We start from the raw sequence: 21336 nt of genomic DNA on the forward strand, positions 1-21336 counted from the left end.
AGCGGTCGTGAACAGATGCACCCAGGCCATACCGTCTGAAGCGGGCTCGAACTCGACGCGGCGGTCAGCCTCGGAACGCGCTGCACGTGCCGTGATGGACTCCGGGTGGAGTCGCTCGCGAAGGTCCTTCGCGAGCTGCTTCAGCCGCGCAACGGTAGACCGTTCCGCGATGGGAAGGACCTCGGCGAGGAAGGAGACACGGCCGACGGTCGGGACCTCGCGGAGCTGGTCCGTGATCGTGCGCGCATGCCGGCCGGAGATGAGGCCAGCCTCCAGTGCCGCCAACNATGCAGGACTGTCCGCTCGGCCGAGCGGGTCGCCATCGCGAGCATCGCGCACGTCGAGCGGCGCGACAGTGCCCGCCGCTCCGCGGGCGGGTAGATGGCGGGAACCACCGTGTCTGCGAGGGCGTCCGCGTACGCAGCAGATTTGGCGAGCAGGCGCGCTTCACGCGCGTCGAGCACGGCGCGGAGCCGGCCGATCTCCGCGTATTCATCCGAGAACTCCGCGAGCTGCGCGGCGTACTCGTCGCCAGCTCGAACTGCGAAGGTGGTGGTCTCGGTCATGACTCCAGTCCACCATGGACCACTGACATTCCAGATGCCGAGTTCGGGAGGGTGTGGAGATGCCCCGATGAGCACTTCGACTGGCTCAGTGACCGGGGTTAGTTGGCGGGAGTCGGTCGGGACGCGGCCCTGCCGCTCGGCACACCTCGACAGGCTCGGTGACCGGGTCTGTCGGGTTCGGCGAGCCTCGCGCAGGCCACGCGACCGCCCCCACCGCACACCGACGACCCACCGGCAGTACGCTGCTGAGCACACACGCCGTCACGATGGAGAGACCGCATGAGAGCCCTACGCATCACCGCCCCGAACACGGCGACCGTCCTCGACCGACCGGACCCGCAGCCCGGCCCCGACGACGTCCTCATCCGCATCGAACGCGCCGGAATCTGCGGCACCGACGTCGCCCTCTTCCGCGGCACGATGCCCTACCTGGCCGACGGCCGCACCACGCTCCCGCTCCAACCCGGGCACGAGTGGGCGGGCCGCGTGGTCGCGGTGGGCGACGACGTCACCACGGCGACCCCGGGAGACCTCGTCACGGGCGACACCTTCATCGGCTGCGGACACTGCGAACGCTGCACATCCGGACGCCACCACCTCTGCCCGGAACACCTCGAACTCGGCGTGCTCGGCCAACTCGACGGCGCCCTCGCGGAACTCCTCGTCCTCCCCGAACGCGCCGTGCACCGCCTCCCACCAGGCGTCGAAGCCGACCTCGGTGCGATGGTCGAGCCGGCCTCCTGCTCGCTCCGCGGCGTCCGCCTCACCGAGGCCGGCCCCGGCGACCGCGTACTCGTGTGGGGCGCGGGGACCCTCGGCATGTTCGCCGCGCTCTTCGCCGCCGAGTCCGGAGGCACCGTCACCGTCGCCGCCCGACGCGAATCCGACCGGGGGTTCGCAGCCGGGTTCGGCCTCGACACCCGCGATCCGGCGGAGCTCGGCGACGAACGGTTCGACGTCATCATCGAGGCGACCGGCTCCGGCGAGGTCACGCGTCGCCTGCTCGACAACGCCACCGCGGGCGTCCGCATCGCCCTGCTCGGGGTGCCCGCCGGTGACGCCGGCCTCCCCTCCGGCACGCTCATCGCCCGCGACGCGACCGTCCACGCCGTCCTCGGCGGTTCGGCGTGCATCGACGAAGCCGCCAGCCGGTTCGCCGCCATGCCCGACACCGTCCGACGCCTGATCGGCACCGTGATCACCCTCGACGAGGTCCCGCAGGTGCTCGCAGACGGACTCCCCCGGGCGACGGGAGCCGGACCGAAGACGCAGATCCGGTTCTGAAGGGGCTGGAGCCCCGCACCCTCACACGGAGTCGCGCTCCACCAACCCGCACGGGATCGTCGTCATCTCGGGGACGTCCTCACCGGCGATCAGCCGGTGGAGGGTCTGCACGAGCAGCGCCCCCTTCTCAGCGGTGCGGAGGTCGACGGTCGTCAACGCCGGGTAGGCGTCCGCCGCGAACACGTTGTCGTCGACCGAGGTCATCGCGATCCGCACAGGCACCGGGATCCCCCGGTCGCGCAGCACCCCGAGCGCCCCCGTGGCCATCTGCGCGGATGCCGCGAACACCGCATCGACCGGCCGCCCGGCGGCCAGCAACCGCTCCATCGCCCGGGCACCGCTCGTGGGCGTGAAGTCGCCCTCCTCCTGGAGCCCCGGCTCGAGCCCGGCGGCACCCAGCGCGCGTCGCCACCCCGCCAGACGGTCGACGCCCGCCGCCGTGTCGAGCGGACCGGTGATCGTCGCGATGTCACGCCGCCCCGCCTCGACGAGCCGTCGCGTCGCGAGCGCACCCGCCTCCACGTTGTCGACGTCGACCACGTGCCCTGGCGGGTCCGTCGGTTCGACCCCACGGACCCCGAAGACCACCGGGAGTGAGGCCGCGAGCTTGGCGTACGCCTGCATGCTCGTGTGATGGGACAGCACCAGCGCCCCGTCGACGTTGCCGCCCGTGAGGAACCGACGCGTCTTGTCGGGGTCGACGTCGGATTCGATCAGGAGCGTCAGGGTGTAGTCGGTCGACGAGGCGTACATGGCGGCGCCCTGGATGACCTCGGCGAAGTACGGGTCGGCGAAGAACTCCGCCGTGCGCTGCGGGATGACCATCGCGATCGTCTGCGCCCGCCGGCGGACGAGGCTGCGGGCCGCGCGATTGGGCACGTAGTGCAGTTGCTCGACGGCGGCGTTCACGGAGGCCACCGCCTCCGGGGTCACCTGGGAGGAGCCGTTTATGACCCGGGAGGCGGTGGACTTCGAGACGCCGGCGAGCGCCGCGACCGCGATGAGTGTGGGGACGGTGATGTCCGCATCGGTGTCGATGGTGTGTCTCCTCAGTCGTGCCGGTGTGAAGACACCTTATGCGGCGCGGGCGTCACCCCTTGACCGCGCCCTGCATGATCCCGGCGACCAACTGCTTGCCCGCGAGGATGAAGAGGATCAGCAGGGGGATGACCGACAGCACCGCGCCGGCGAGGACGAGCGAGTGGTCGGGCGTCTGTCCCCCGCTGGCGCTCAGTGCGGCGAGCGCCGTCTGCACGCTCGGGTTCCGCGGTCCGAGCACGAGGAGCGGCCAGAGGAAGTCCGTCCACGCGGCCATGAAGGTGAAGAGGGCGAGGACCGCCATCGCCGGGCGTGCGGCCGGGAGGGCGACGTGCCAGAAGGTGCCCCACATGGAGGCGCCGTCGACCCGGGCCGCTTCGATGAGCTCGTCGGGGATGACGTCGACGAGGTATTGGCGCATGAAGAACACGCCGAACGCGGTGACGAGTCCCGGGATGATGACGGCCTGCAGCGTCCCGACCCACTGCCATTCGGCCATGAGCATGAACAGCGGGATGATGCCGAGCTGGGTGGGGATGGCCATGGTGGCGATCACGGCGAGCAGCAGGCCGTTGCTCGCCCGGAACTTCAGCTTCGCGAAGGAGTACCCCGCGAGTGTGGAGAAGAAGACGACGGAGACGGTGATCGCGCCCGAGATGATGACACTGTTCGCGAGGGCTTGGAGGAAGGGCGCCGACTCGAACACCTTCGTGGCGTTGCTGAGGAAGTTCGGGCCGGGGAGGATCGCCGGCGGCACCAGGTTGGTGTCGGACGACTGCCGGCTGGAGATGACGAACGACCACCACAGCGGGAACGCGGAGACCGCGAAGAAGGCGATGAGGATGGCGTAGGTGAGGACGCCGGGCCGTTCGTGGTCCTTGCCCTTCCGGTACTGCGGTTCCGCGGATGTCACCGGTGGTGCGGTCCGGGTGCGTTCCATCAGGGTGCTCATGCTCGTCCGCCTCGCTGCTCGGTGGTGCTCGTGGTGTCCGCACGGCTCGTGGTGTTCGCACGGCGCTTGGTCGACGTGGTGGTGATCGCCCGCGTCGTGATGAGGGGGTCGCGCACCTTCGGGATGCGCACCGGGCGTGCGTCGTTCGTGCGGATCGCCCGGGTGATCGCGAAGTTGATCAGCCCGGCGAGGATGATCACGAGGAACAGGATCCACGCCGTCGCGGAGGCCCGCCCGAAGTCGCGTCTCGGGAAGGCGAGTTCGTACAGGTAGAGCACGATCGTCTGGAACTGCCGGTCCGATCCCCCGTTGCTCCGAGGGTCGAACAGCTTCGGTTCCGTGAAGATCTGCAGCCCGCCGATCGTCGAGGTGATGACGACGAAGATGAGCGTCGGCCGGATCATCGGGATCGTGATCGACCAGAACCGTCGGATCTTGTTCGCGCCGTCGAGGGCGGCCGACTCGTAGACGTCCCGCGGGATGGCCTGCATGGCCGCGAGGAGGATGAGGGCGTTGTACCCGGTCCAGCGCCAGTTCACCATGCTCGCGATGGCGACGTGGGACGGGAAGACGTCGAACGCCCACCGGATCGGGTCGAGCCCGAACGCCTCGAGGAGCCCGGCGATCGGTCCGTGGTACTGGTTGAAGATCTGCAGGAAGATGACGGCGACGGCGACGGGCGCGACGATGTACGGCAGCAGGATGCTCATCCGCCAGAAGGTGCGTCCGCGGAGCGTCTGGTCGAGGAGCGCCGCGATCACCGTCGCGATGACGAGCTGCGGGACGGCCGACAGCAGGAAGATGCTGATCGTGTTGCCGAACGCGTTCCAGAAGAACGGGTCGGAGAGGACCGAGACGTAGTTGTCGAGTCCGACGAAGTCGCCCTGCCCCTTCAGCAGGTGCCACTCGTAGAGCGACACGTTGAAGGTGTAGACGATCGGGAAGATGCCGATGAGGGCGAAGAGGATGAAGAACGGCGCGATGTACAGGTACGGCGACGCGCGGTAGTCGAAGCGGTTCAGCTTCTGTCTGAAGGTCAGCGCGGCCGGTGGCCGGCGGACGGTTGCGGTGCTGGTCATGGCTCTGCCAATCCGAAGGAGGGAGCGGGAGGGGTGCCGGGGCGTCCGCGTGCGAACGGACGCCCCGGCGAGCTGCGTCGGAGAGGAGGTCAGCCGACGAGCTGGTCGAGCAGCTTGACCGCCTCGTTCCAGGCGGTCTCACCGTCGGTGATCTCGCCCTGGCTCACGCGGTCGAGGATCGGACCGAACACGTTGTCCTGGATGTTGGAGTCCTCGGGACCCTTCACCTGGGCGACGACGCCTTCGGATCGTGCGGCGAAGATCTCGCCGACCGGTGCGTCGTTGAAGAACGGGTTGGTGGAGCCCTTCACGAGCTCCTGCCCGTCGAGCGTGCTCGGGAACGGTCCGGCGAGTTCGAACGACGCAGCCTGTGCCTCGGGGGACGCGAGCCAGAGGGCGAGCTCGGCCGCCTCCTCCTTGTGCTCGGAGTTCTCGGCGACACCGAGGAACGCGCCACCCCAGTTGGCCGCACCGCCGGGCATCACGTCGGCGAAGTCCCAGCCGCTGTCGGTCGTGCCCTCGTCGTAGTAGCCCTGCACGATGCCGAGCATCCAGCTCGGGCACATGTAGGTGGCGAACTTGCCCTCCTTGGCCTCCGGGCCGACGTCCCAGCCGGGGAGACCGGCACCGAGGCCGGCGTTCTCCGCCTCGACGATCTTCTCGAACTGTTCCTTGAGCACGTCGTTGCCCTCGATGTTCAGGGTCTCGCCGTCGGCCTTGTAGTAGCCCTCCTCCTGCTGGTTCACGAACGAGTTCCAGAAGAATCGGGGGCTGTGGTAGAACGCCTGGCCGGTCGCGGCGACGTACTCCTCACCGACCTCGAAGAAGCGGTCCCAGGTCGCGTCCTCACCGCCGAGGTACTCGGCGACCGCGGCCCGGTCGCTCGGCAGGCCGGCGGCGGCGAAGAGGTCGCCTCGGTAGCAGATGCCCTGCGGGCCGATGTCGAGACCGGCGCCGATCACGCGGCCTTCGGCGTCGGTGCCCTGCTCGTACTTCCAGTCGAGCCAGGTGTCCTTGACGTCCTCGATGCCGTAGTCCCGCAGGTCGACGAAGGAGTCGCTCACCTCGGAGATGGTCCCGAGCCAGCCCTCCTCGATGGCGACGACGTCGCTCAGGCCGGTGCCCGCGGCGATCTTCGCGTAGGCGTCGTCACGCGCGGCTCCACCACCCTCGAGGTTGGTCGCCTCGATGGTGATGTTCGGGTGCTCCTCCATGTACTGCTCGTAGTTGGCGTCGACGCCCATGGTGCCGAACGTCGTGACCGAGAGGGTGATCTTCTCGTCTCCGCCACCGCCTGCGGGCGAGCTGCACCCGCTGGCCAGGACGGCGAGGATCGAGGCCCCCGCGATGGATGCGGCGGCGATGCCGCGGCGCGTGCTGTTCACAGTCACTCCTTTGTGTGTGCGCTTCGGTGGCCGCTGAACCCGTCTGCAGGGTCCGCGGTCCAATCCCGTGGGAACGTTCCCACGGGCATGCAGGACACACTAAGCGCTCGTTCGGACGAGGTCAAGAGAGCGCTCTCATTTGTTGCAGAACCGGTTGCTCCGCGGTGAACGCTCGGAGACGGGGAGATGCGGGCAGACGTTCAGCGTTCCGATTCGATCCAAATCATGATCGACTCATACCCATGACCGGCTTTGATTCAGGCTTCCTCGACATCGACGAACCGCTCGCCCTCCCGGCCCCGAACGACCCGCAGGAACGCGCTCGACTCCGGCGCCTCGACTACACGCACTTCTCCGTCCTCCTCGACCCCGACCGCCGGCTCGCAGCAGCCACCGGGGTCGACATCGACGGTGCCGCCCTGCTCGACCTGGGTCGCGGCGACGACTGGCACCTCGACGAGCGCATCCCCGCCGACGAGCAGGCGGGACCGGAGCTCTACGCGCGGAACGACCTCGACCGCGGCCACCTCGTGCGCCGCCGGGACCCGGTGTGGGGTCCTGCGGACGTCGCCCGCCGGGCCAACGTCGACACCTTCTGCTACACGAACGCGGCTCCGCAGGCCGCGGACTTCAACCAGTCCCTCGAGCTCTGGAACGGCCTCGAAGACCTCGTCCTCGAGTACGCCTCGGCCGGACGGCTGCGGCTGTCCGTCTTCACCGGCCCCGTGTTCGCCGACGACGATCCGCTCTACCGCGGCATCCGCATCCCGAAGCGGTTCTGGAAGGTGGCGGCGTGGTCGTCGGCCGGTGCGCTCGCGGCCTCCGGCTACCTCCTCGATCAGTCCGCGCAGCTCGACGACATCGACCTCGACGAGCCGACGGCCACGGGTGATCGCGACGACGATGCCGTACCGCCACTCGGCCCGTTCCGTACCTTCCAGCTGCCGATCCTCGACCTCGTGAGCATCACGGGCCTCGACTTCGGGCCGTTGAGCCGGGCGGACGTCCTGGAAGCCGCCCCGGCGACCGTCCGGCCCGACGTCGACACCTGGATCGAATTGGAACGGCCCGACGACCTGCGGTTCTGAGCCGATGGAGCCGGCCCGGCATTCCCGGACTACCGATAAGGCGAGCCTCAGTTAGGGTTACCTTGGTTCCTCGGATCAGCGTGCCTATGCTGCACGGGTGAGCGCATCACGCGCCGCATCGCCGAAGGAGTCTCCCGTGCACGAGCAACGCCTGTCCACCTCCGTCCTCGTCATCGGAACGGGCGGCTCCGGTCTCCGCGCAGCGATCGAACTCGCCGAACGGGGTGTCGACGTCATCGCCGTCGGCAAGCGTCAGAAGGCCGACGCACACACCTCGCTCGCGGCCGGCGGTATCAACGCGGCGCTCGCGACGATCGACCCCGAGGACTCCTGGCAGCAGCACGCCGCGGACACCCTCAAGGAGAGCTACCTGCTCGCCAACCCGCACACCGTGCAGATCGTGACCGAGGGGGCCGCCCGCGGGATCGAGGACCTCGAGCGCTACGGCATGCCCTTCGCCCGCGAGGAGGACGGCCGGATCTCGCAGCGGTTCTTCGGCGCCCACACCTTCCGGCGCACGGCCTTCGCCGGCGACTACACCGGACTCGAGATCCAGCGCACGCTCGTGAACCGGGCGGCACAGCTGGACATCCCGATCCTCGACACCGTCTACATCACGAGGCTCCTCGTCCGCGACAACGTCATCTTCGGCGCGTACGGCTTCGACCTCGAGACCGGGACCCGCTACCTCATCCACGCCGACGCCGTGATCCTGGCGGCGGGTGGCCACAACCGGATCTGGCGACGCACCTCCTCGCGCCGCGACGAGAACACCGGCGACTCGTTCCGCCTCGCGGTCGAGGCCGGCGGCCGGATCCGCGACCCCGAGCTCGTCCAGTTCCACCCCTCAGGCCTCATCGAGCCCGAGAACGCCGCGGGGACCCTCGTCTCCGAGGCGGCACGCGGCGAGGGCGGCATCCTCCGCAACGGGCTCGGCGAGCGCTTCATGGCGCGGTACGACCCCGAGCGCATGGAGCTGTCGACCCGCGACCGCGTCGCCCTGGCCGCGTACACCGAGATCAAGGAGGGGCGCGGCACCCCGAACGGCGGCGTGCTCCTCGACGTCTCGCACTTGCCGCGCGAGACGATCATGCGCCGCCTGCCACGCGTGTACCAGACGCTGCTGGAGCTGCAGATGCTCGACATCACCACCACCCCGATCGAGATCGCCCCGACGGCGCACTACTCGATGGGCGGCGTGTGGGTGCGGCCCGAGGACCACGGCACGGACGTCGACGGGCTGTACGCGATCGGCGAGGCGTCGTCCGGATTGCACGGCGCGAACCGGCTCGGCGGCAACTCCCTCATCGAACTGCTCGTGTTCGGGCGCATCGTCGGCGAGGCCGCAGCCCAGTATTCGGCGGGTCTCGAGGCCCACGTCCGTTCCGCCGAGGCGGTCGACGAGGCACGGGCGGAGATCGACGGGCTCCTCGCCAGCGACGGACCCGAGAACGTGCGCGCCCTCCAGCGCGCGATCCGGAACACGATGACCGAGCACGCGGGGGTCGTCCGCGACGAGGCCGGGCTCCTCGCCGGGCTCGCCGAGCTCGACGCGATCGAGGCGCGGATCGCGGACGTCGGCGTCCACCCCGACATCGCTGGGTTCCAGGACCTCGCTCACGCCTTCGACCTGAAGTCGGCCGCCCTCGCGGCCCGCGCCACCCTGGAGGCCGCGCTCGAACGTCGCGAGACCCGCGGGTGCCACAACCGCTCCGACTTCCCGGAGCTCGACGAGGAGCTGCAGGTGAACCTCGTCTGGTCGGGGCGGGGCCGGATCGAGCGCGAGGCGATCCCCGCCATCCCCGCGGAGATCCAGGAGCTCATGCAGGACGTCTCCGTCGTCGGCAAGCTCGTGGAGTAGGGCGGAGCCCCGGTCCCTGAGCCCCACCCCGGTCCCTGAGCTTGTCGAAGGGCTAGCCGCGCCCCTCGCCACGTTCGAGGGTCGCGCCGATCACCCGGAGGCTCTCGATGAGCACCGAGATCTGGTCACGGCTGAGGCCGGACAGCATCGCGTTCTCGTCGGCCACCAGACGGCGCATCGCCTCGTCCACCCGCTGCCGGCCGAGCGTCGTGAGGACGACGATCTTGCTCCGGCCGTCGGCCGCGTTCTTCTGGCGGACGACGAGCGAGCGGGCCGCCAAGCGGTCGAGCTGGCTCGCGAGGTTGCCGCTGGTGACGTGGAGTCGGCCGGCGAGCATCGACGGGGTCATCCCCTCGGCGCCGTGCTGCCGCAGCATGGAGAGGAACTCGAACTCCCACGGCCGCAGCTTGCTGGCCGCGAAGGACACCCGACGGACCTCCTGGAGGTGCGGGACGAGCCGGCGCAGGCGCGACACGACGTCGAGCGGCGCGAAGTCCACGTCGGGCAACGCCGCGGCCCAGGCGTCGATGACGATGTCCACATCGTCGTCATCACCCATCGCCATCGTCGGTCCTCCTCGTGTCCTCGCCAACGCTACCCTGGGCTCCGCCACAGCTGGAGGATAGGCGTCCGCTCACGCCGCTGTGGTAAGCGATCCGCCTCGGTGACCCACCACGGTGATCCGTCTCAGCGGACCACCAGCGCCCCGAGTCCGTCGACGAGCAGTCCGACACCGAAGGCGAACCCCTCCGCCTGGTCATCGGGGTCTCGCGGATCGGACGTCGCGCCGGCACCGAGCACGCCGACGCTGTCGTACTGCAGGCGCTGCTGCTCGTGGGACACATGGCCGAGGACGAAGTGCAGGAGCGCGGTGCCCGCTCGTCGGGTGGTCGCCTCGTCGAGACCGGCGAGCGCCACGGCGTCCGTCAGTCGGCGGAGCACGCGTCCGGAGCCGAGCCCGAGCGCGTAGGTGCTCGAGACGACCTCGGCGCCGTCGCGGTAGGCGAGCAGGGCGTCCCGGAGGGCTGCCGCCTCGATCAGGGTCCGTTCCCGCCAGTCGGCGCCGGCGTCTGCGACCGCGTCGACCGGGGCCGGGTGGGCGTCGACGATGCGGTCGGCGAGTTCGGCGATGAGGGTCTGCTTGTTCTCGAAGTGCCAGTAGAGCGCGCTCGGTTGGACGTCGAGGGAGGCGGCCAGGCGACGCATGGTGAGGTCTGCCAGGCCGTGGTCGTCGAGGATCCGGAGGGCGACGTCGGCCACGTCGTCGCGCCGATGGCGACGGGTGGTTGCGGAACCGGACATGGTTCCAACTATAGTGAACGCTGTTCAGGTGAACAGTGTTCAGGTGGGAATCGACCACCCGGATCGCCTGGACGGATCGACCATCCCTCCCCGAGACAGAGGCATCACATGAGCAGGCTCCGGATCGACGCGACCGACATCGCCCGCATCGCCGTCTTCGCCGCGATCGTCGCCGCCCTGGGGCTGCCGGGGGCGTTCTCCGTCCTCGGTGCCGTCCCGATCACGGCGCAGACCCTCGGCGTCATGCTCGCGGGTGCGATCCTCGGTCCGTGGCGCGGGATGCTCTCGATGCTCGTCCTCCTCGCCCTCGTCGCGATCGGGCTGCCGCTGCTGTCGGGTGGTCGGGGCGGGGTCGGCGTCTTCGTCGGTCCGAGCGCCGGCTACCTGTTCGGCTGGATCGTCGGCGCATTCGTCATCGGCCTCATCGTGCACGCCGGCGGCCGACGGCTGCGCTGGTGGCGGACGGCCCTCGGCGTCCTCCTCGGCGGCATCGTCGTGATCTACGCCGTCGGTGTCCCCGTCCAGTCCCTCGTCACCCGGTTGTCGCTCGGCGAGACCGTGCTGCAGAGCCTCGTCTTCCTGCCCGGCGACCTCGTCAAGGCGGTGCTCGCGACGGTGATCACGATGACGCTGGCCCGCGCCTACCCCCGGGCGTTCCGGCACGCCGCGGCTGTCGGGTCGACGCGACCGGGTGAGCCCGCCAGGGTCGCATGACGACGGACGCCGGACGCATCGTCCCGCTGCGGGGAGGGGCTCCGGCGGAACTCGTCCGACGCGCGCTGGAGGTCCGCGCGGCGGGCGACGTCCCGTTGCTCGGCGACGATCGGTGGAGCGACCCGTACTGGCGCGCCGTCTGCGATCGCGCCAGCGCTGCGGGACCGCAGCCCGGCCAGGCGTGGGCGACGACGACCTCGGGCACGACGGGCACCCCGCGCATCGTGCTGCGGACCGCCGGCTCCTGGGCGGGCTCGTTCGCGCCGGTCGCGCAGCTGCTCGGCGCCGGCCCCGACGACGTGCTCGCCCTCGCCTCGCCGCCCGCCTCCTCCCTGTCGCTCTTCTCGATCGCGCACGCTGCGGCTGCCGGGTTCGGGCTGATGCTGCCGAGCCGTCACGTCCTCACCGCCGGCGAGGCGCAGGACGCGACGCTCTTCCACGGCACCCCCAACGGCTTGCGGCGGCTCCTCGACGACGGCCGGCCCCCGCGGTTGCGCGCGGCCCTCGTCGGCGGCGCCTCCCTCGATCCGGCGCTCCGTGAGCGGGCGACGGCCCTCGGCGTCCGCGTGGTCTCGTACTACGGCGCCGCCGAACTCTCCTTCGTCGCGGTCGACGACGGCACCGACCCGGAGCAGCCGGGCCTCCGCGCCTTCCCCGGGGTCGAGCTCGAGGTGCGCGACGAGGTGCTCTGGGTCCGGTCGCCCTACCTCGCGAGCAGCACCCTCGGCGGGTCGGGAGCGCTGCACCGCGACGGCGTCTGGGCCACGGTCGGTGATCGTGCCCGACTCGACGGCGCTCGGCTCTCCCTCCTCGGACGCAGCGACGACGCGATCCTCACGGCCGCCGCGACGGTGATCCCGTCCGACGTCGAGGAGGCGCTGCGGCTGGTGGACGACATCACGGACGCCGTCGTGTTCGGGCTCCCGAACGACGGCGTCGGCGAACTGGTCACCGCGGTCGTCGAAGCGCGGCCGGGCGCCCGTCCGACGCGCGCCGAGCTGCGGGCGGCCGTCTCCCGCCTCCTCCCGCCGTCGCACCACCCGCGCCGGTGGTTCATCGTCGACGAACTGCCCCGGACGACCACGGGGAAGGCCGCGCGAGCCGCCGTCATCGAGCGCGTCCGCGCCGGGGAGGTGTCCACCATTGCGCCCTGACATCAGCACCCGACCGGTGGTCGTCGCCGCGCGCCGCACGCCCATCGCGACGCGCGGTCGGGCCCTCGCCGCGCTGACCGTCGAACAGCTCGCCGTCCCGGTCGTCCGCGCCGTGCACGAGGATGCAGGTGCGGTGCTCGGTGGAGCGCCCGAGATCGCCGACGTCGTGCTCGGCAACTGCATGGGTCCCGGCGGCAATCCGGCCCGGGTCGCCGCCCTCGGCGCCGGGCTCGGGTTCGCGGTGCCCGGCCTCACGGTCGACCGTCAGTGCGGCAGCGGGCTCGCGGCGATCATCGAGGCCGCCACCGCGATCGCAGCCGGCGACGCGCGACCACGGATCGCGGGCGGGGTCGAAAGCGCTTCGACCGCGCCGGTGCGCTCCGTCGACGGCGTCGCCTACGCCCGCGCTCCGTTCGCGCCCGCGGGCTGGCACGACCCCGACATGACGCGGGCGGCGGAGGATCTCGCGCGCCACGACGGGGTCTCCCGCGCACGCCAGGACGCGTACGCGGCGCGGAGCACGCACCGCGCGGCGGTCGCGGAGGAGGCGGGCCGGTTCACCGAGGAGCTGGTCTCCCTGTCCGGCGCGGCCGACCACGACGAGCCGACCACGCGGCACCTCGACCGCCTGCTCCCCCGCTTCACCCCGCTCTTCGCGGACGGATCACTCACCGCCGGCAACACCTGCCGCGTGAGCGACGGAGCCGCGGCCGTCCTCCTCGTTCCGGGTGGAGCCACCTCCCGAGGGACGGTGGCCGGCCTCGCGCTGCGCGGACACGCCGTCGTCGGATGCGACCCGGCTCTCCCGGGGATCGGTGCCGCCCCCGCGATCCTCGAGGCCCTCGAGCGGGCGGATGTCGACCTTTCCTCCGTCCAGGCGGTCGAGCTCGTGGAGGCGTTCGCCGCGCAGACCCTCGCGGTGCTCGACCGGCTCGGCGTCGCCGAGGACGACGAGCGGCTCTGCGCCGACGGCGGCGCCCTCGCCCTCGGCCACCCCTGGGGTGCCAGCGGCGCGGTGTCCGTCGTCCGGCTGTTCTCCCGGCTCGTCCGCGGCGGAGCCCCGGCCGGCACCCTCGGCCTCGCCGCAGCCTCGGTCGGCGGTGGCCTCGGCGTCGCCGCCGTGTTCGAGGTCGTGCGATGATCGAGGACATCGAACCCCCAGCCCTCCGACTCGACCGCGTCACCGCGCGCCTCGGCGACACCACCGCCCTCGACGACGTGACCCTCCAGCTCGACAGCGCACGCATCGCGGTCATCGGGGCGAACGGTTCGGGCAAGTCGACCTTCGCCCGCCTCCTCGGCGGCCTCAGCCGACCGACGACGGGCACCGTCCACGTCCACGGCGTCGACACCGCGCGGGAGACCGCCCGGCTGCGACGCCTGGTGAGCATCGTGTTCAGCAATCCGGACGCGCAGATCGTCATGCCGACCGTCGCCGAAGACGTCGCCTTCTCCCTGCGCGGCACGTCGGGATCGAAGGCCGAGACCGCCGAGCGGGTCGCGCACGCACTCGAGGAGTTCGGGTTGACGGACCTCGCCGACCGCTCCGCCCACGAGCTGTCCGGCGGCCAGAAACAGCTCCTGGCGTTGTGCGGCGCGGTCATCCGCCGGCCGGCGCTCCTCATCGCCGACGAACCGACGGCCTACCTCGACGCCCGCAACAGTGCGTCCGTGGCGGGCCATCTCCTGCGACCGGAGGCCGGGCACCAGCTCGTGCTCGTGACGCACGACCTGGAGCTCGCCGCCCGCTGCGACGTCGCGCTCCTCTTCGACGGCGGTCGGGTCACGGCGCAGGGCGACCCGGCCGACGTCATCGCGAGCTATCGCGCGAGTCTGGCGACGTGACGTCGTGATCACCCTGTATCGACCGGGGACCGGCTGGCTGCATCGGGCGCCCGCCGGACCGAAAGCCCTCGGCATCCTCCTCGTGGTCCTCGCCATCTCGCTGCTGCCCACCAGCTGGTGGACGGCGGGGATCGCCGCGGCGGTCACCGTGCTCGCGTACCTCGTGTCCGGACTGGGCCTCGCGGAGCTCGGCCGTCAGCTCGTGCTCATCCGCTGGATCATCACGATCACCGTCATCGGCCAGCTGCTCTTCGTCGACCTCGAGTCGGCCGTCTCGAACACCGCACGCATCGTCGCGGCCATCCTCCTCGCGGCCCTGCTGGTGCTCAGCACCCGCGTCGCGGACCTGCTCGACGCCTTCGAGCGCGCCCTCCGACCGTTCGGCCGGTTCGGGGTCGACCCGGCCAGGATCGCCCTCATGCTCGCCGTCGCGATCAACACCATCCCGGTGCTCGCCCGGCTGGCGGCAGGCGTGCGGGACGCCCAACGCGCCCGCGGGGTGCGTTCCAACCCCGTCACCTTCGTCGTCCCGTTCCTCGTGGTGTCGCTCAAGCACGCCGACGAACTCGGCGACGCCCTCACGGCACGGGGCGTCCGGTGAGCGGGGTGCGGGTGCTCGGCCGCACCGTGGACGACGAGACGCGGTGCGTGCACTACGCGACGCCTCTCGACGTCATCGCCATCCGCTTCGCCTGCTGCGGCGAGTACTACCCGTGCCACCGGTGTCACGCCGAATGCGCCGACCATCCGGCTGAGCAGTGGCCGCGCGAGCAACGCGACCGCGAGGCGATCCTGTGCGGTGTGTGCTCGAGCGAGCTGACGATCGAGCGCTACCTCACGGTCGACGCGTGCCCGAACTGCTCCGCGGCGTTCAACCCCGGCTGTCGTCTCCACTCGGCGTACTACTTCCAGGCGTGACCTCCGGACGGTAGACCCGGTTCCGCGCGCTGAGGATCGCCGCACCGATGGCCGCCGCGATGAGCGAACCGGCGAGCACCCCCACCTTCACGTGGTCGTCGGACTCGCTGCCGACGCCGAAGGAGAGCTCACCGACGAGGAGCGACACCGTGAACCCGATCCCGGCCACGAAGGCCATGCCGACGAGGTCGACCCACCGGATCGAGGGGTCGAGCCGCAGGCCTGGCAGCCGGGTGACGAGGAACGTCGTCAGGGTGATGCCGAGCGGCTTCCCGAGCACAAGACCCGCGACGATGCCGAGCGCGATCGTGTCCTGGAACGACTCGACGAGGCCGGACAGCCCACCGATGACGACGCCGGCGGAGAAGAACGCGAAGATCGGCACGGCCACCGCGGTGGCCACCACGCTCCAGCGGTCGGCGAAATGTGCGGCGAGACCGTCGTAGATCGGCTTGCCGCTCGCATCCTCCCCCACCCGGACCCGCGCGCGCTTCGTCGCGACGACGGGCACCATGAAGCCGAGCAGGACGCCGGCCACGGTCGCGTGGATCCCCGAGGCGTGGATGAGCGCCCAGGTGGCGAGACCGAGGGGGATGAGGATCCACCAGGCCCGGACGCCGCGCTGCACGAGCACGGCGAAGATCGCGAGCGGCACCGCGGCGAGCGCCAGGGGCAGGAACTCGATGTGGTCGGTGTAGAAGATCGCGATGATGCTGATGGCGATGAGGTCGTCGACGACGGCGAGGGTGAGCAGGAAGGTCCGCAACGCCGGCGGGAGGAACTTGCCGACCACCGCGATGACCGCGACGGCGAAGGCGATGTCCGTCGCGGCCGGGATCGCCCAGCCCTGCAGCGCGTCCGGGCCGGACTGCAGGTTCACGAGCACGAAGATGAGCGCGGGCACGGCGACGCCACCGACCGCTGCGGCGATCGGCAGCGCGGCGGTCTTCGGGTTCCGGAGTTTGCCGGCGACGAACTCCTCCTTGAGTTCGAGCCCTACGACGAAGAAGAAGATCGCGAGGAGCCCGTCGGCCGCCCAGGCGCCGACGGAGAGGTTCAGGTGGAGTGCCTCGGGGCCGAAGGTGAAGTCGCGGAGACCGAGGTAGAAGTCGGAGGCGCCGGTGTTCGCGAGGACGAGGGCGAGGGCGGTGGCGACGACGAGGAGCGCTCCGCCGACGGTGTCCTGCTGGAGGGTCTGGTGGATGCCGCGCCAGATGGAGTGCGGCGCCTGATCGGCCGGCAGCTCGTGGTGGTTCGGTGCATCGGTCATGGGAGTCCTTCGGGGCGGGATCGGTCGAGCGTCGGAGCGGCCCTGCTTGGACCACCCGCCGACCAGACTTCCCGGCACACCGCCCACGAGTTTATCCGCTCAGCGTCGTCGACGGCCCGTTGTCTGGGAGTCCGCTGACCTCGTTGTGACTCGGCTGGGCCTCGGGTGTAGACCTGAAGTGCGTCCACCAGGTCGCCCTGTCGGATTCGATCAGTGCGGATCGACAGCCCGAAGAACACGTGAGGAGCAATATATGAGCGCCGGAGACAAGATCAAGAACGCCGCCGAGGACCTCGCTGGCAAGGCCAAGGAGGCCGTCGGCAAGGCGACCGACAACGACAAGCTCGTCGCGGAGGGCAAGGCCGATCAGACCAAGTCCGACGTGAAGCAGGCCGGTGAGAACGTGAAGGACGCGTTCAAGAACTGACCTCCAGATCACACGAACGCCGGTGACCCCACGGGTCACCGGCGTTCGTCTGTCTGCGGCGATCAGTCCTTGATGAGGAGGATCGGCTTTCCGTCGTAGGAGTCGTACGGGTTCGGCTCGGTGAACCCGCCGTCGTACATGAGGCCGGCCGGGGCGTTGCCGCCCGAGGGTGCAGCCGCGACGTAGCACTGGGTGATCGGTGCTCCACCGTCGAACTCCTCCGTGAAGGATTCGGAGCCGCACTCGTCCCACCCGATGAGCGTGACCTCCTGGACCTTCTCGCCGTCGGCGTCGACCGGGGCGAAGGAGGTCGCGTCGCTGTTGAACGCCACCGGGTCGCCCGAGACCTTCGTCATCTCGAGCCGGATGAGCGTGAGGTCGAGGCCGTCGAGCTCGCCGCCGTCGAACTGCGACTTCAGGAACGAGACCTGCTCAGGCGTCGCGGGCGTGACCTCGGTCAGCTTCGCGCTGATGAGTGCGGTGACGTCGTCGGTGCCCTGCGACTCGTAGACGATCTCCTCGTCGATGCCGACCTCGGCACCGGGCTCGGTGACCTCACCGTCGGCGGATCCCGATGCCTTCGGCTTCTCGGACGGGGTCGCGGATGCCGATGCGGACGCCGTCTCCTTCGGCTTCGCCTCGGGGCCCGGCAGCATGCCGCATCCGGCGAGCACGAGGGCGGCGGCGATCGGGACGGTGATCAGGGCGGTGACGCGGGAGAGCTGCATCGGAGTTCCTTTCGACAGCGGACTCCTGCAGTCTGTCCGCCCCTGCTCGTCGGCGCGATGGGGACAACTCCCCACCCGGGCACCCCGCTGAAGGGTGTTTCGGCAGGGCCTCCCTCGCCGGTCGGGACGTGTCTAGGCTCGTCGGCATGGACAACCGAGAGGACGTTCGCGAGTTCCTCGTCACTCGTCGAGCACGCATCCGCCCCGAGCAGGTCGAGCTCCCGGCAGGCCCCAACCGTCGGGTCCCGGGGCTGCGTCGGGCTGAGGTCGCCCTCCTCGCCGGGATGAGCGTGGAGTACTACTCGCGACTCGAACGCGGTGACCTGCGCGGTGCCTCCGAGAGTGTCCTGCACGCCATCGCGACGGCACTCGTCCTGGACGACGCCGAACGCGAGCACCTGTTCGCCCTCGCCCGGGCCGCCGGGCCGGTCTCCACCCGACGCCCCACCAAGCCGTCCCGCACACCGACGGTGCGTCCGGGGCTGCAGGTGATCATCGACTCCATCACCGCCGGCTGCGCGATCATCCGGAACGGCCGGATGGACATCCTCGCGGCGAACGCACTCGGCCGGGCGATGTACGTGGACCTGTTCGACGGATCCGACCGTCCCCCGAACCTCGCCCGCTTCTGCTTCCTCGACCGCCCGCACGCCGACCGCTTCTATCCGGACTGGGACGCGGCGGCGGACGCGACCGTCGCGATCCTCCGCGGCGAGGCGGGACGCGACCCGCACGACAAGGGCCTCCACGACCTCGTCGGCGAGCTCTCGACCCGCAGCGAGGCGTTCCGCCGCAAGTGGGGCATGCACGATGTGCGCCGACACACCACGGGCCGCAAACACTTCATCCACCCCGTCGTCGGCGAGGTCGACCTCGTCTTCGAGGCGGCCGAACTCCGCGAGGACCCCGGCCTCAGCCTGATGATCTACGCCGCGGAACCCGGCACCCCCACGGAGGAGGCCCTCACCCTCCTCGCCAGCTGGGCGGCCACCCGGGCACTCGCGACGACCACCGCGCCGGCCGACCCCCACTGACCAGACCTCCACCGACCCCACCTCCGTCCCGACGCACCACCCCGAACCCCAGGAGTCCCCATGCACACACGCACCCTCGGCACCAGCGGCCTCACGGTCTCGGCCATCGGCCTCGGCTGCATGAGCATGACCGGCGGCTACAGCGGCCGTCCCGACCGTGGCCCGATGATCGACCTGCTCCGCTCGGCCGTCGATCGCGGCGTCACCTTCTTCGACACCGCGGAGATCTACGGACCCCACCGCAACGAGGAACTCGTCGGCGAGGCACTGCGCCCGGTCCGGGACCAGGTCGTCATCGCCACCAAGTTCGCGAACCACGTCGACCCCGACACCCACGCGGCGACGGGCCGCATGCTCCGCCCGGACGAGGTCGCGACGGCCGTCGACGGCTCGCTCCACCGCCTCGGCATCGACACGATCGACCTCTACTACCAGCACCGCGTGAACCCCGAGCACCCCATCGAGGAGTTCGCCGAGGCCGTCCGCGAGCTGATCTCGGCCGGGAAGGTCAAGCACTACGGCCTCTCCGAGGCAGCCGAGTCGACGATCCGGCGCGCGCACGCCGTGCAGCCGGTCACCGCGGTCCAGTCCGAGTACTCGCTGTGGTGGCGACGCCCCGAAGAGGGTGTGCTCGCGGCCTGTGCGGAACTCGGCATCGGCTTCGTCCCGTTCAGCCCACTCGGCAAGGGGTTCCTCACCGGCACGATCGACACGACGACCGGGTTCGAGGAGGGCAACGACCTGCGGGCCAGCATCCCCCGCTTCGCCCCGGAGGCGCTCCAGCAGAACCTGGCGCTGCTGGAGGGCATCACGGAACTCGCCCGCGGACTCGACGCCACCCCGGCGCAGGTCGCGCTCGCCTGGCTCCTCGGTCGCGAGCCGTGGATCGTCCCGATCCCGGGGACGACGAAACCGCACCGCCTCGAGGAGAACCTCCGTGCAGCCGACCTCACCCTGAGCGAGGCCGACCTCCATGCGCTCACCGAGCGATCCGACTCGGTCCACATCGTCGGCGGGCGCTACCCGGACGAGCTCGAGGCGCAGACGAACCGCTGATCCGGCTGCGCTGGTGAGCCGGGCGCCCTCACAGGGATCTCTCTGCTGCCGTTCATCCGCGCGGCGGACGATGGGCCGACGCGTCAGGTGGTCGCGTCCGAGGAGAAGCCATGACCGCGACGATCACCGTGCCGACAGGACGCCCGCAGGAACGCTGGGGCATGCTCCGCGCGCGTCTCGCCGGCCGGGCGATCGCCCCGCTCGTCGGCGTGTTCGCCACGGTCGTCTCGCTCATCGGGATCGGCACCCCGTCGTACTGGGGCGATGAGGCGGCGAGCGTCCTCGCAGCGGAGCGTCCGCTCCCGGTGATGTTCGGGATGATCGGCCACATCGACGCCGTGCACGGGCTCTACTACCTGTTCCTGCACCTCTGGACCGGCGCCTTCGGAACCGCGGAAGCCGCCACGAGGATCCCCAGTGCGATCGGCGTCGGCCTCGCGGCGGCCGGCGTCGTGGTGCTCGCGCGGTCACTCTTCACCCCGGCGGTCGGCGTCACCGCCGGACTGCTCTTCGCCGTCATCCCGCAGGTGACGCGGATGGGTGCGGAGACGCGCTCGTACGCGCTGGGGATGGCGGCGGTCGTCTGGCTGACGGTGTGGTTCGTCTCCCTCGTCCGCCGCCGGTCGACCTCGCGCCGCAGCTGGGCGTTGTTCGCCGTCGCGAGCGCCGCCTCGATGTACCTGTTCCTCTACCTCGCCATGCTCCTGATCGTCCACGCCGCCTGGATGCTCCTGCAGCGCCCCGGACGCGCCGTGGTCCGGGCGTGGGCCTGGTCGCTCGCCGGGGCGCTGCTCCTCGGCGTCCCCATCGTGATCGCCGGGATCGCGCAGCGGGGGCAGATCGCGTTCCTCGGGCGGCGCGACTACGCGACCCCGGAGTCGGTGTTCATCGGCCAGTGGTTCCAGGAACCCGTCTTCGCCGCCGTCGCCTGGGCGCTCATCGTCCTCGCCCCGATCGGCGTCCTCACGATGCGACGCGCCGTCGGTGAGCGGCGAGGGCTCGCGATGGTCGCCGTCTGGGCACTCGCCCCGACCGTCCTGCTCATCATCGGCAACGCCCTCGTGACCCCGATGTACAACCTGCGCTACGTCACCTTCTGCGTGCCGGCCGTCGCGATCATGATGGCGCTCGGACTCCGGACGCTCGTCGGGCTCCTCCCGGCGCGCGCGGACCGTGCCGTGGCGACCGCCGTCGGCGTCGTCCTGGTCATGGCCGTCGCGGTCCCGGTCCTCGTGACGCAACGCGGGCCGTTCGCGAAGGACGACGGGAGCGACCTCCGACAGACCGCCGAGGTCGTCCAGGCGCACGCGTCGCCGGGCGACGCCGTCGTGTTCGACCAGTCGGTGAAGCCCTCGCGGCAGTCCCGACTCGCCATCGACCTGTACCCGACGGCGTTCACCGGCCTCGACGACGTGGCGCTCGTGGAGAGCTACCGCGAGCGCCCCGAGCTGGCCGACCTCGCCGCCCCGTTGGCGGACCTCCACGACGAGCTCGCCGGCCACCCGCGGGTCTGGGCGGTGGAGGGCTCTGACGCGGCCCCGGACGTCGCCGACCTCGAAGCGCTCGGGTACCGGGTCGAGCGGATCTTCCCGGTGCACCGCAGCACGGTGTACGAGCTGGTGCGCGACTGACGCG

21 protein-coding genes are annotated in these 21336 nt (G+C 70.8%); 13 read left to right on the top strand and 8 right to left on the bottom strand.

The annotated features are described in order from the left end of the window. The first annotated feature begins 845 nt into the window (after positions 1 to 845). Positions 846 to 1850, top strand: a complete 1005-nt coding sequence (locus ASE44_RS11315) for a zinc-binding dehydrogenase (protein ID WP_056779823.1) — start codon at positions 846 to 848, stop codon at positions 1848 to 1850. A 21-nt stretch (positions 1851 to 1871) separates the two neighbouring features. Here ASE44_RS11315 and ASE44_RS11320 read toward each other — a convergent pair whose 3' ends face one another. The 4 genes from ASE44_RS11320 to ASE44_RS11335 form a co-directional block, all read right to left on the bottom strand. Further along, positions 1872 to 2903, bottom strand: a complete 1032-nt coding sequence (locus ASE44_RS11320) for a LacI family DNA-binding transcriptional regulator (protein WP_327078818.1) — start codon at positions 2901 to 2903, stop codon at positions 1872 to 1874. 37 nt (positions 2904 to 2940) lie between these two features. Beyond that, positions 2941 to 3840, bottom strand: a complete 900-nt coding sequence (locus tag ASE44_RS11325; RefSeq protein WP_056779829.1) for a carbohydrate ABC transporter permease — start codon at positions 3838 to 3840, stop codon at positions 2941 to 2943. Further along, positions 3837 to 4919: a carbohydrate ABC transporter permease gene (locus ASE44_RS11330; protein WP_082455972.1), complete on the bottom strand. Its 1083-nt coding sequence runs from the start codon at positions 4917 to 4919 to the stop codon at positions 3837 to 3839. Before ASE44_RS11330 ends, ASE44_RS11325 begins: the two co-directional genes overlap by 4 nt. Positions 4920 to 5008: 89 nt before the next feature. Next, a complete protein-coding gene (locus tag ASE44_RS11335) occupies positions 5009 to 6310 on the bottom strand; it encodes an extracellular solute-binding protein (protein ID WP_369796441.1) in 1302 nt (433 codons plus the stop codon). Positions 6311 to 6546: 236 nt separating this feature from the next. Here ASE44_RS11335 and ASE44_RS11340 point away from each other — a divergent pair, with 236 nt between their 5' ends. Both ASE44_RS11340 and ASE44_RS11345 read left to right on the top strand, forming a co-directional pair. Beyond that, entirely contained in the window at positions 6547 to 7392 is an 846-nt protein-coding gene (locus ASE44_RS11340) for a DNA/RNA non-specific endonuclease (RefSeq protein ID WP_056779831.1), read from the top strand. Between the two features lie 97 nt (positions 7393 to 7489). After that, positions 7490 to 9253, top strand: a complete 1764-nt coding sequence (locus ASE44_RS11345) for an L-aspartate oxidase (RefSeq protein ID WP_157579907.1) — start codon at positions 7490 to 7492, stop codon at positions 9251 to 9253. A 52-nt stretch (positions 9254 to 9305) separates the two neighbouring features. On the opposite strand, the gene ASE44_RS11350 is transcribed toward ASE44_RS11345, so the two are convergent. Further along, positions 9306 to 9818: a MarR family winged helix-turn-helix transcriptional regulator gene (locus ASE44_RS11350; protein ID WP_235522588.1), complete on the bottom strand. Its 513-nt coding sequence runs from the start codon at positions 9816 to 9818 to the stop codon at positions 9306 to 9308. A 122-nt stretch (positions 9819 to 9940) separates the two neighbouring features. Then, positions 9941 to 10555 (bottom strand): TetR/AcrR family transcriptional regulator C-terminal domain-containing protein, encoded by a 615-nt coding sequence (locus ASE44_RS11355; protein ID WP_056779834.1) that lies wholly within the window; start codon positions 10553 to 10555, stop codon positions 9941 to 9943. A 108-nt stretch (positions 10556 to 10663) separates the two neighbouring features. Here ASE44_RS11355 and ASE44_RS11360 point away from each other — a divergent pair, with 108 nt between their 5' ends. The 6 genes from ASE44_RS11360 to ASE44_RS11385 are packed head-to-tail and all read left to right on the top strand — an operon-like array spanning position 10664 to position 15186. Then, positions 10664 to 11269, top strand: coding sequence for a biotin transporter BioY (locus tag ASE44_RS11360; RefSeq protein ID WP_056779838.1), 606 nt, complete (start codon positions 10664 to 10666; stop codon positions 11267 to 11269). Continuing rightward, positions 11266 to 12423 carry a class I adenylate-forming enzyme family protein gene (locus ASE44_RS11365; RefSeq protein ID WP_056779842.1) on the top strand — a complete coding sequence of 386 codons (1158 nt, stop codon included), beginning with the start codon at positions 11266 to 11268 and terminating at the stop codon, positions 12421 to 12423. The genes ASE44_RS11360 and ASE44_RS11365 overlap by 4 nt, the downstream gene beginning before the upstream one ends. Next, positions 12413 to 13564 carry a thiolase family protein gene (locus tag ASE44_RS11370; RefSeq protein ID WP_235522589.1) on the top strand — a complete coding sequence of 384 codons (1152 nt, stop codon included), beginning with the start codon at positions 12413 to 12415 and terminating at the stop codon, positions 13562 to 13564. The genes ASE44_RS11365 and ASE44_RS11370 overlap by 11 nt, the downstream gene beginning before the upstream one ends. Then, a complete protein-coding gene (locus ASE44_RS11375; protein WP_056779845.1) occupies positions 13561 to 14268 on the top strand; it encodes an energy-coupling factor ABC transporter ATP-binding protein in 708 nt (235 codons plus the stop codon). Before ASE44_RS11370 ends, ASE44_RS11375 begins: the two co-directional genes overlap by 4 nt. A gap of 4 nt (positions 14269 to 14272) precedes the next feature. Further along, positions 14273 to 14869: an energy-coupling factor transporter transmembrane protein EcfT gene (locus ASE44_RS11380; protein ID WP_056009585.1), complete on the top strand. Its 597-nt coding sequence runs from the start codon at positions 14273 to 14275 to the stop codon at positions 14867 to 14869. Then, on the top strand, positions 14866 to 15186 hold the full coding sequence (locus tag ASE44_RS11385) for a CHY zinc finger protein (RefSeq protein ID WP_056779848.1): 321 nt from the start codon (positions 14866 to 14868) through the stop codon (positions 15184 to 15186). The genes ASE44_RS11380 and ASE44_RS11385 overlap by 4 nt, the downstream gene beginning before the upstream one ends. Here ASE44_RS11385 and nhaA read toward each other — a convergent pair. Further along, positions 15140 to 16456, bottom strand: coding sequence for a Na+/H+ antiporter NhaA (gene nhaA, locus ASE44_RS11390; protein WP_056779851.1), 1317 nt, complete (start codon positions 16454 to 16456; stop codon positions 15140 to 15142). The genes ASE44_RS11385 and nhaA overlap by 47 nt on opposite strands. Before the next feature lie 253 nt (positions 16457 to 16709). On the opposite strand from nhaA, the gene ASE44_RS18215 reads away from it, so the two are divergent. Next, on the top strand, positions 16710 to 16883 hold the full coding sequence (locus tag ASE44_RS18215) for a CsbD family protein (protein WP_082455973.1): 174 nt from the start codon (positions 16710 to 16712) through the stop codon (positions 16881 to 16883). A gap of 62 nt (positions 16884 to 16945) precedes the next feature. On the opposite strand, the gene ASE44_RS11395 is transcribed toward ASE44_RS18215, so the two are convergent. Beyond that, a complete protein-coding gene (locus ASE44_RS11395; RefSeq protein WP_056779854.1) occupies positions 16946 to 17611 on the bottom strand; it encodes a hypothetical protein in 666 nt (221 codons plus the stop codon). 146 nt (positions 17612 to 17757) lie between these two features. On the opposite strand from ASE44_RS11395, the gene ASE44_RS11400 reads away from it, so the two are divergent. From ASE44_RS11400 to ASE44_RS11410, 3 genes are all read left to right on the top strand, one after another. Beyond that, complete coding sequence (locus ASE44_RS11400; RefSeq protein WP_056009594.1) at positions 17758 to 18645, top strand: helix-turn-helix transcriptional regulator; 888 nt, start codon at positions 17758 to 17760, stop codon at positions 18643 to 18645. Between the two features lie 60 nt (positions 18646 to 18705). Then, positions 18706 to 19701, top strand: a complete 996-nt coding sequence (locus ASE44_RS11405; RefSeq protein WP_056779856.1) for an aldo/keto reductase — start codon at positions 18706 to 18708, stop codon at positions 19699 to 19701. Positions 19702 to 19811: 110 nt separating this feature from the next. Continuing rightward, on the top strand, positions 19812 to 21332 hold the full coding sequence (locus ASE44_RS11410; RefSeq protein WP_056779859.1) for a glycosyltransferase family 39 protein: 1521 nt from the start codon (positions 19812 to 19814) through the stop codon (positions 21330 to 21332). The last annotated feature ends 4 nt before the right edge of the window (positions 21333 to 21336 follow it).

Source organism: Plantibacter sp. Leaf1 (genome assembly GCF_001421315.1).
In the GTDB taxonomy this organism is placed as follows: Bacteria; Actinomycetota; Actinomycetes; order Actinomycetales; family Microbacteriaceae; genus Plantibacter.

Excerpts from the sequence above, each read along its gene's own strand:
- ASE44_RS11315 (WP_056779823.1), top strand. The coding sequence starts at position 846 with ATGAGAGCCCTACGCATCACCGCCCCGAACACGGCGACCGTCCTCGAC.
- ASE44_RS11325 (WP_056779829.1), bottom strand. The coding sequence starts at position 3,840 with ATGAGCACCCTGATGGAACGCACCCGGACCGCACCACCGGTGACATCC.
- ASE44_RS11330 (WP_082455972.1), bottom strand. The coding sequence starts at position 4,919 with ATGACCAGCACCGCAACCGTCCGCCGGCCACCGGCCGCGCTGACCTTC.
- ASE44_RS11340 (WP_056779831.1), top strand. The coding sequence starts at position 6,547 with ATGACCGGCTTTGATTCAGGCTTCCTCGACATCGACGAACCGCTCGCC.
- ASE44_RS11350 (WP_235522588.1), bottom strand. The coding sequence starts at position 9,818 with ATGGCGATGGGTGATGACGACGATGTGGACATCGTCATCGACGCCTGG.
- ASE44_RS11355 (WP_056779834.1), bottom strand. The coding sequence starts at position 10,555 with ATGTCCGGTTCCGCAACCACCCGTCGCCATCGGCGCGACGACGTGGCC.
- ASE44_RS11360 (WP_056779838.1), top strand. The coding sequence starts at position 10,664 with ATGAGCAGGCTCCGGATCGACGCGACCGACATCGCCCGCATCGCCGTC.
- ASE44_RS11365 (WP_056779842.1), top strand. The coding sequence starts at position 11,266 with ATGACGACGGACGCCGGACGCATCGTCCCGCTGCGGGGAGGGGCTCCG.
- ASE44_RS11375 (WP_056779845.1), top strand. The coding sequence starts at position 13,561 with ATGATCGAGGACATCGAACCCCCAGCCCTCCGACTCGACCGCGTCACC.
- nhaA (WP_056779851.1), bottom strand. The coding sequence starts at position 16,456 with ATGACCGATGCACCGAACCACCACGAGCTGCCGGCCGATCAGGCGCCG.
- ASE44_RS18215 (WP_082455973.1), top strand. The coding sequence starts at position 16,710 with ATGAGCGCCGGAGACAAGATCAAGAACGCCGCCGAGGACCTCGCTGGC.
- ASE44_RS11395 (WP_056779854.1), bottom strand. The coding sequence starts at position 17,611 with ATGCAGCTCTCCCGCGTCACCGCCCTGATCACCGTCCCGATCGCCGCC.
- ASE44_RS11400 (WP_056009594.1), top strand. The coding sequence starts at position 17,758 with ATGGACAACCGAGAGGACGTTCGCGAGTTCCTCGTCACTCGTCGAGCA.
- ASE44_RS11405 (WP_056779856.1), top strand. The coding sequence starts at position 18,706 with ATGCACACACGCACCCTCGGCACCAGCGGCCTCACGGTCTCGGCCATC.
- ASE44_RS11410 (WP_056779859.1), top strand. The coding sequence starts at position 19,812 with ATGACCGCGACGATCACCGTGCCGACAGGACGCCCGCAGGAACGCTGG.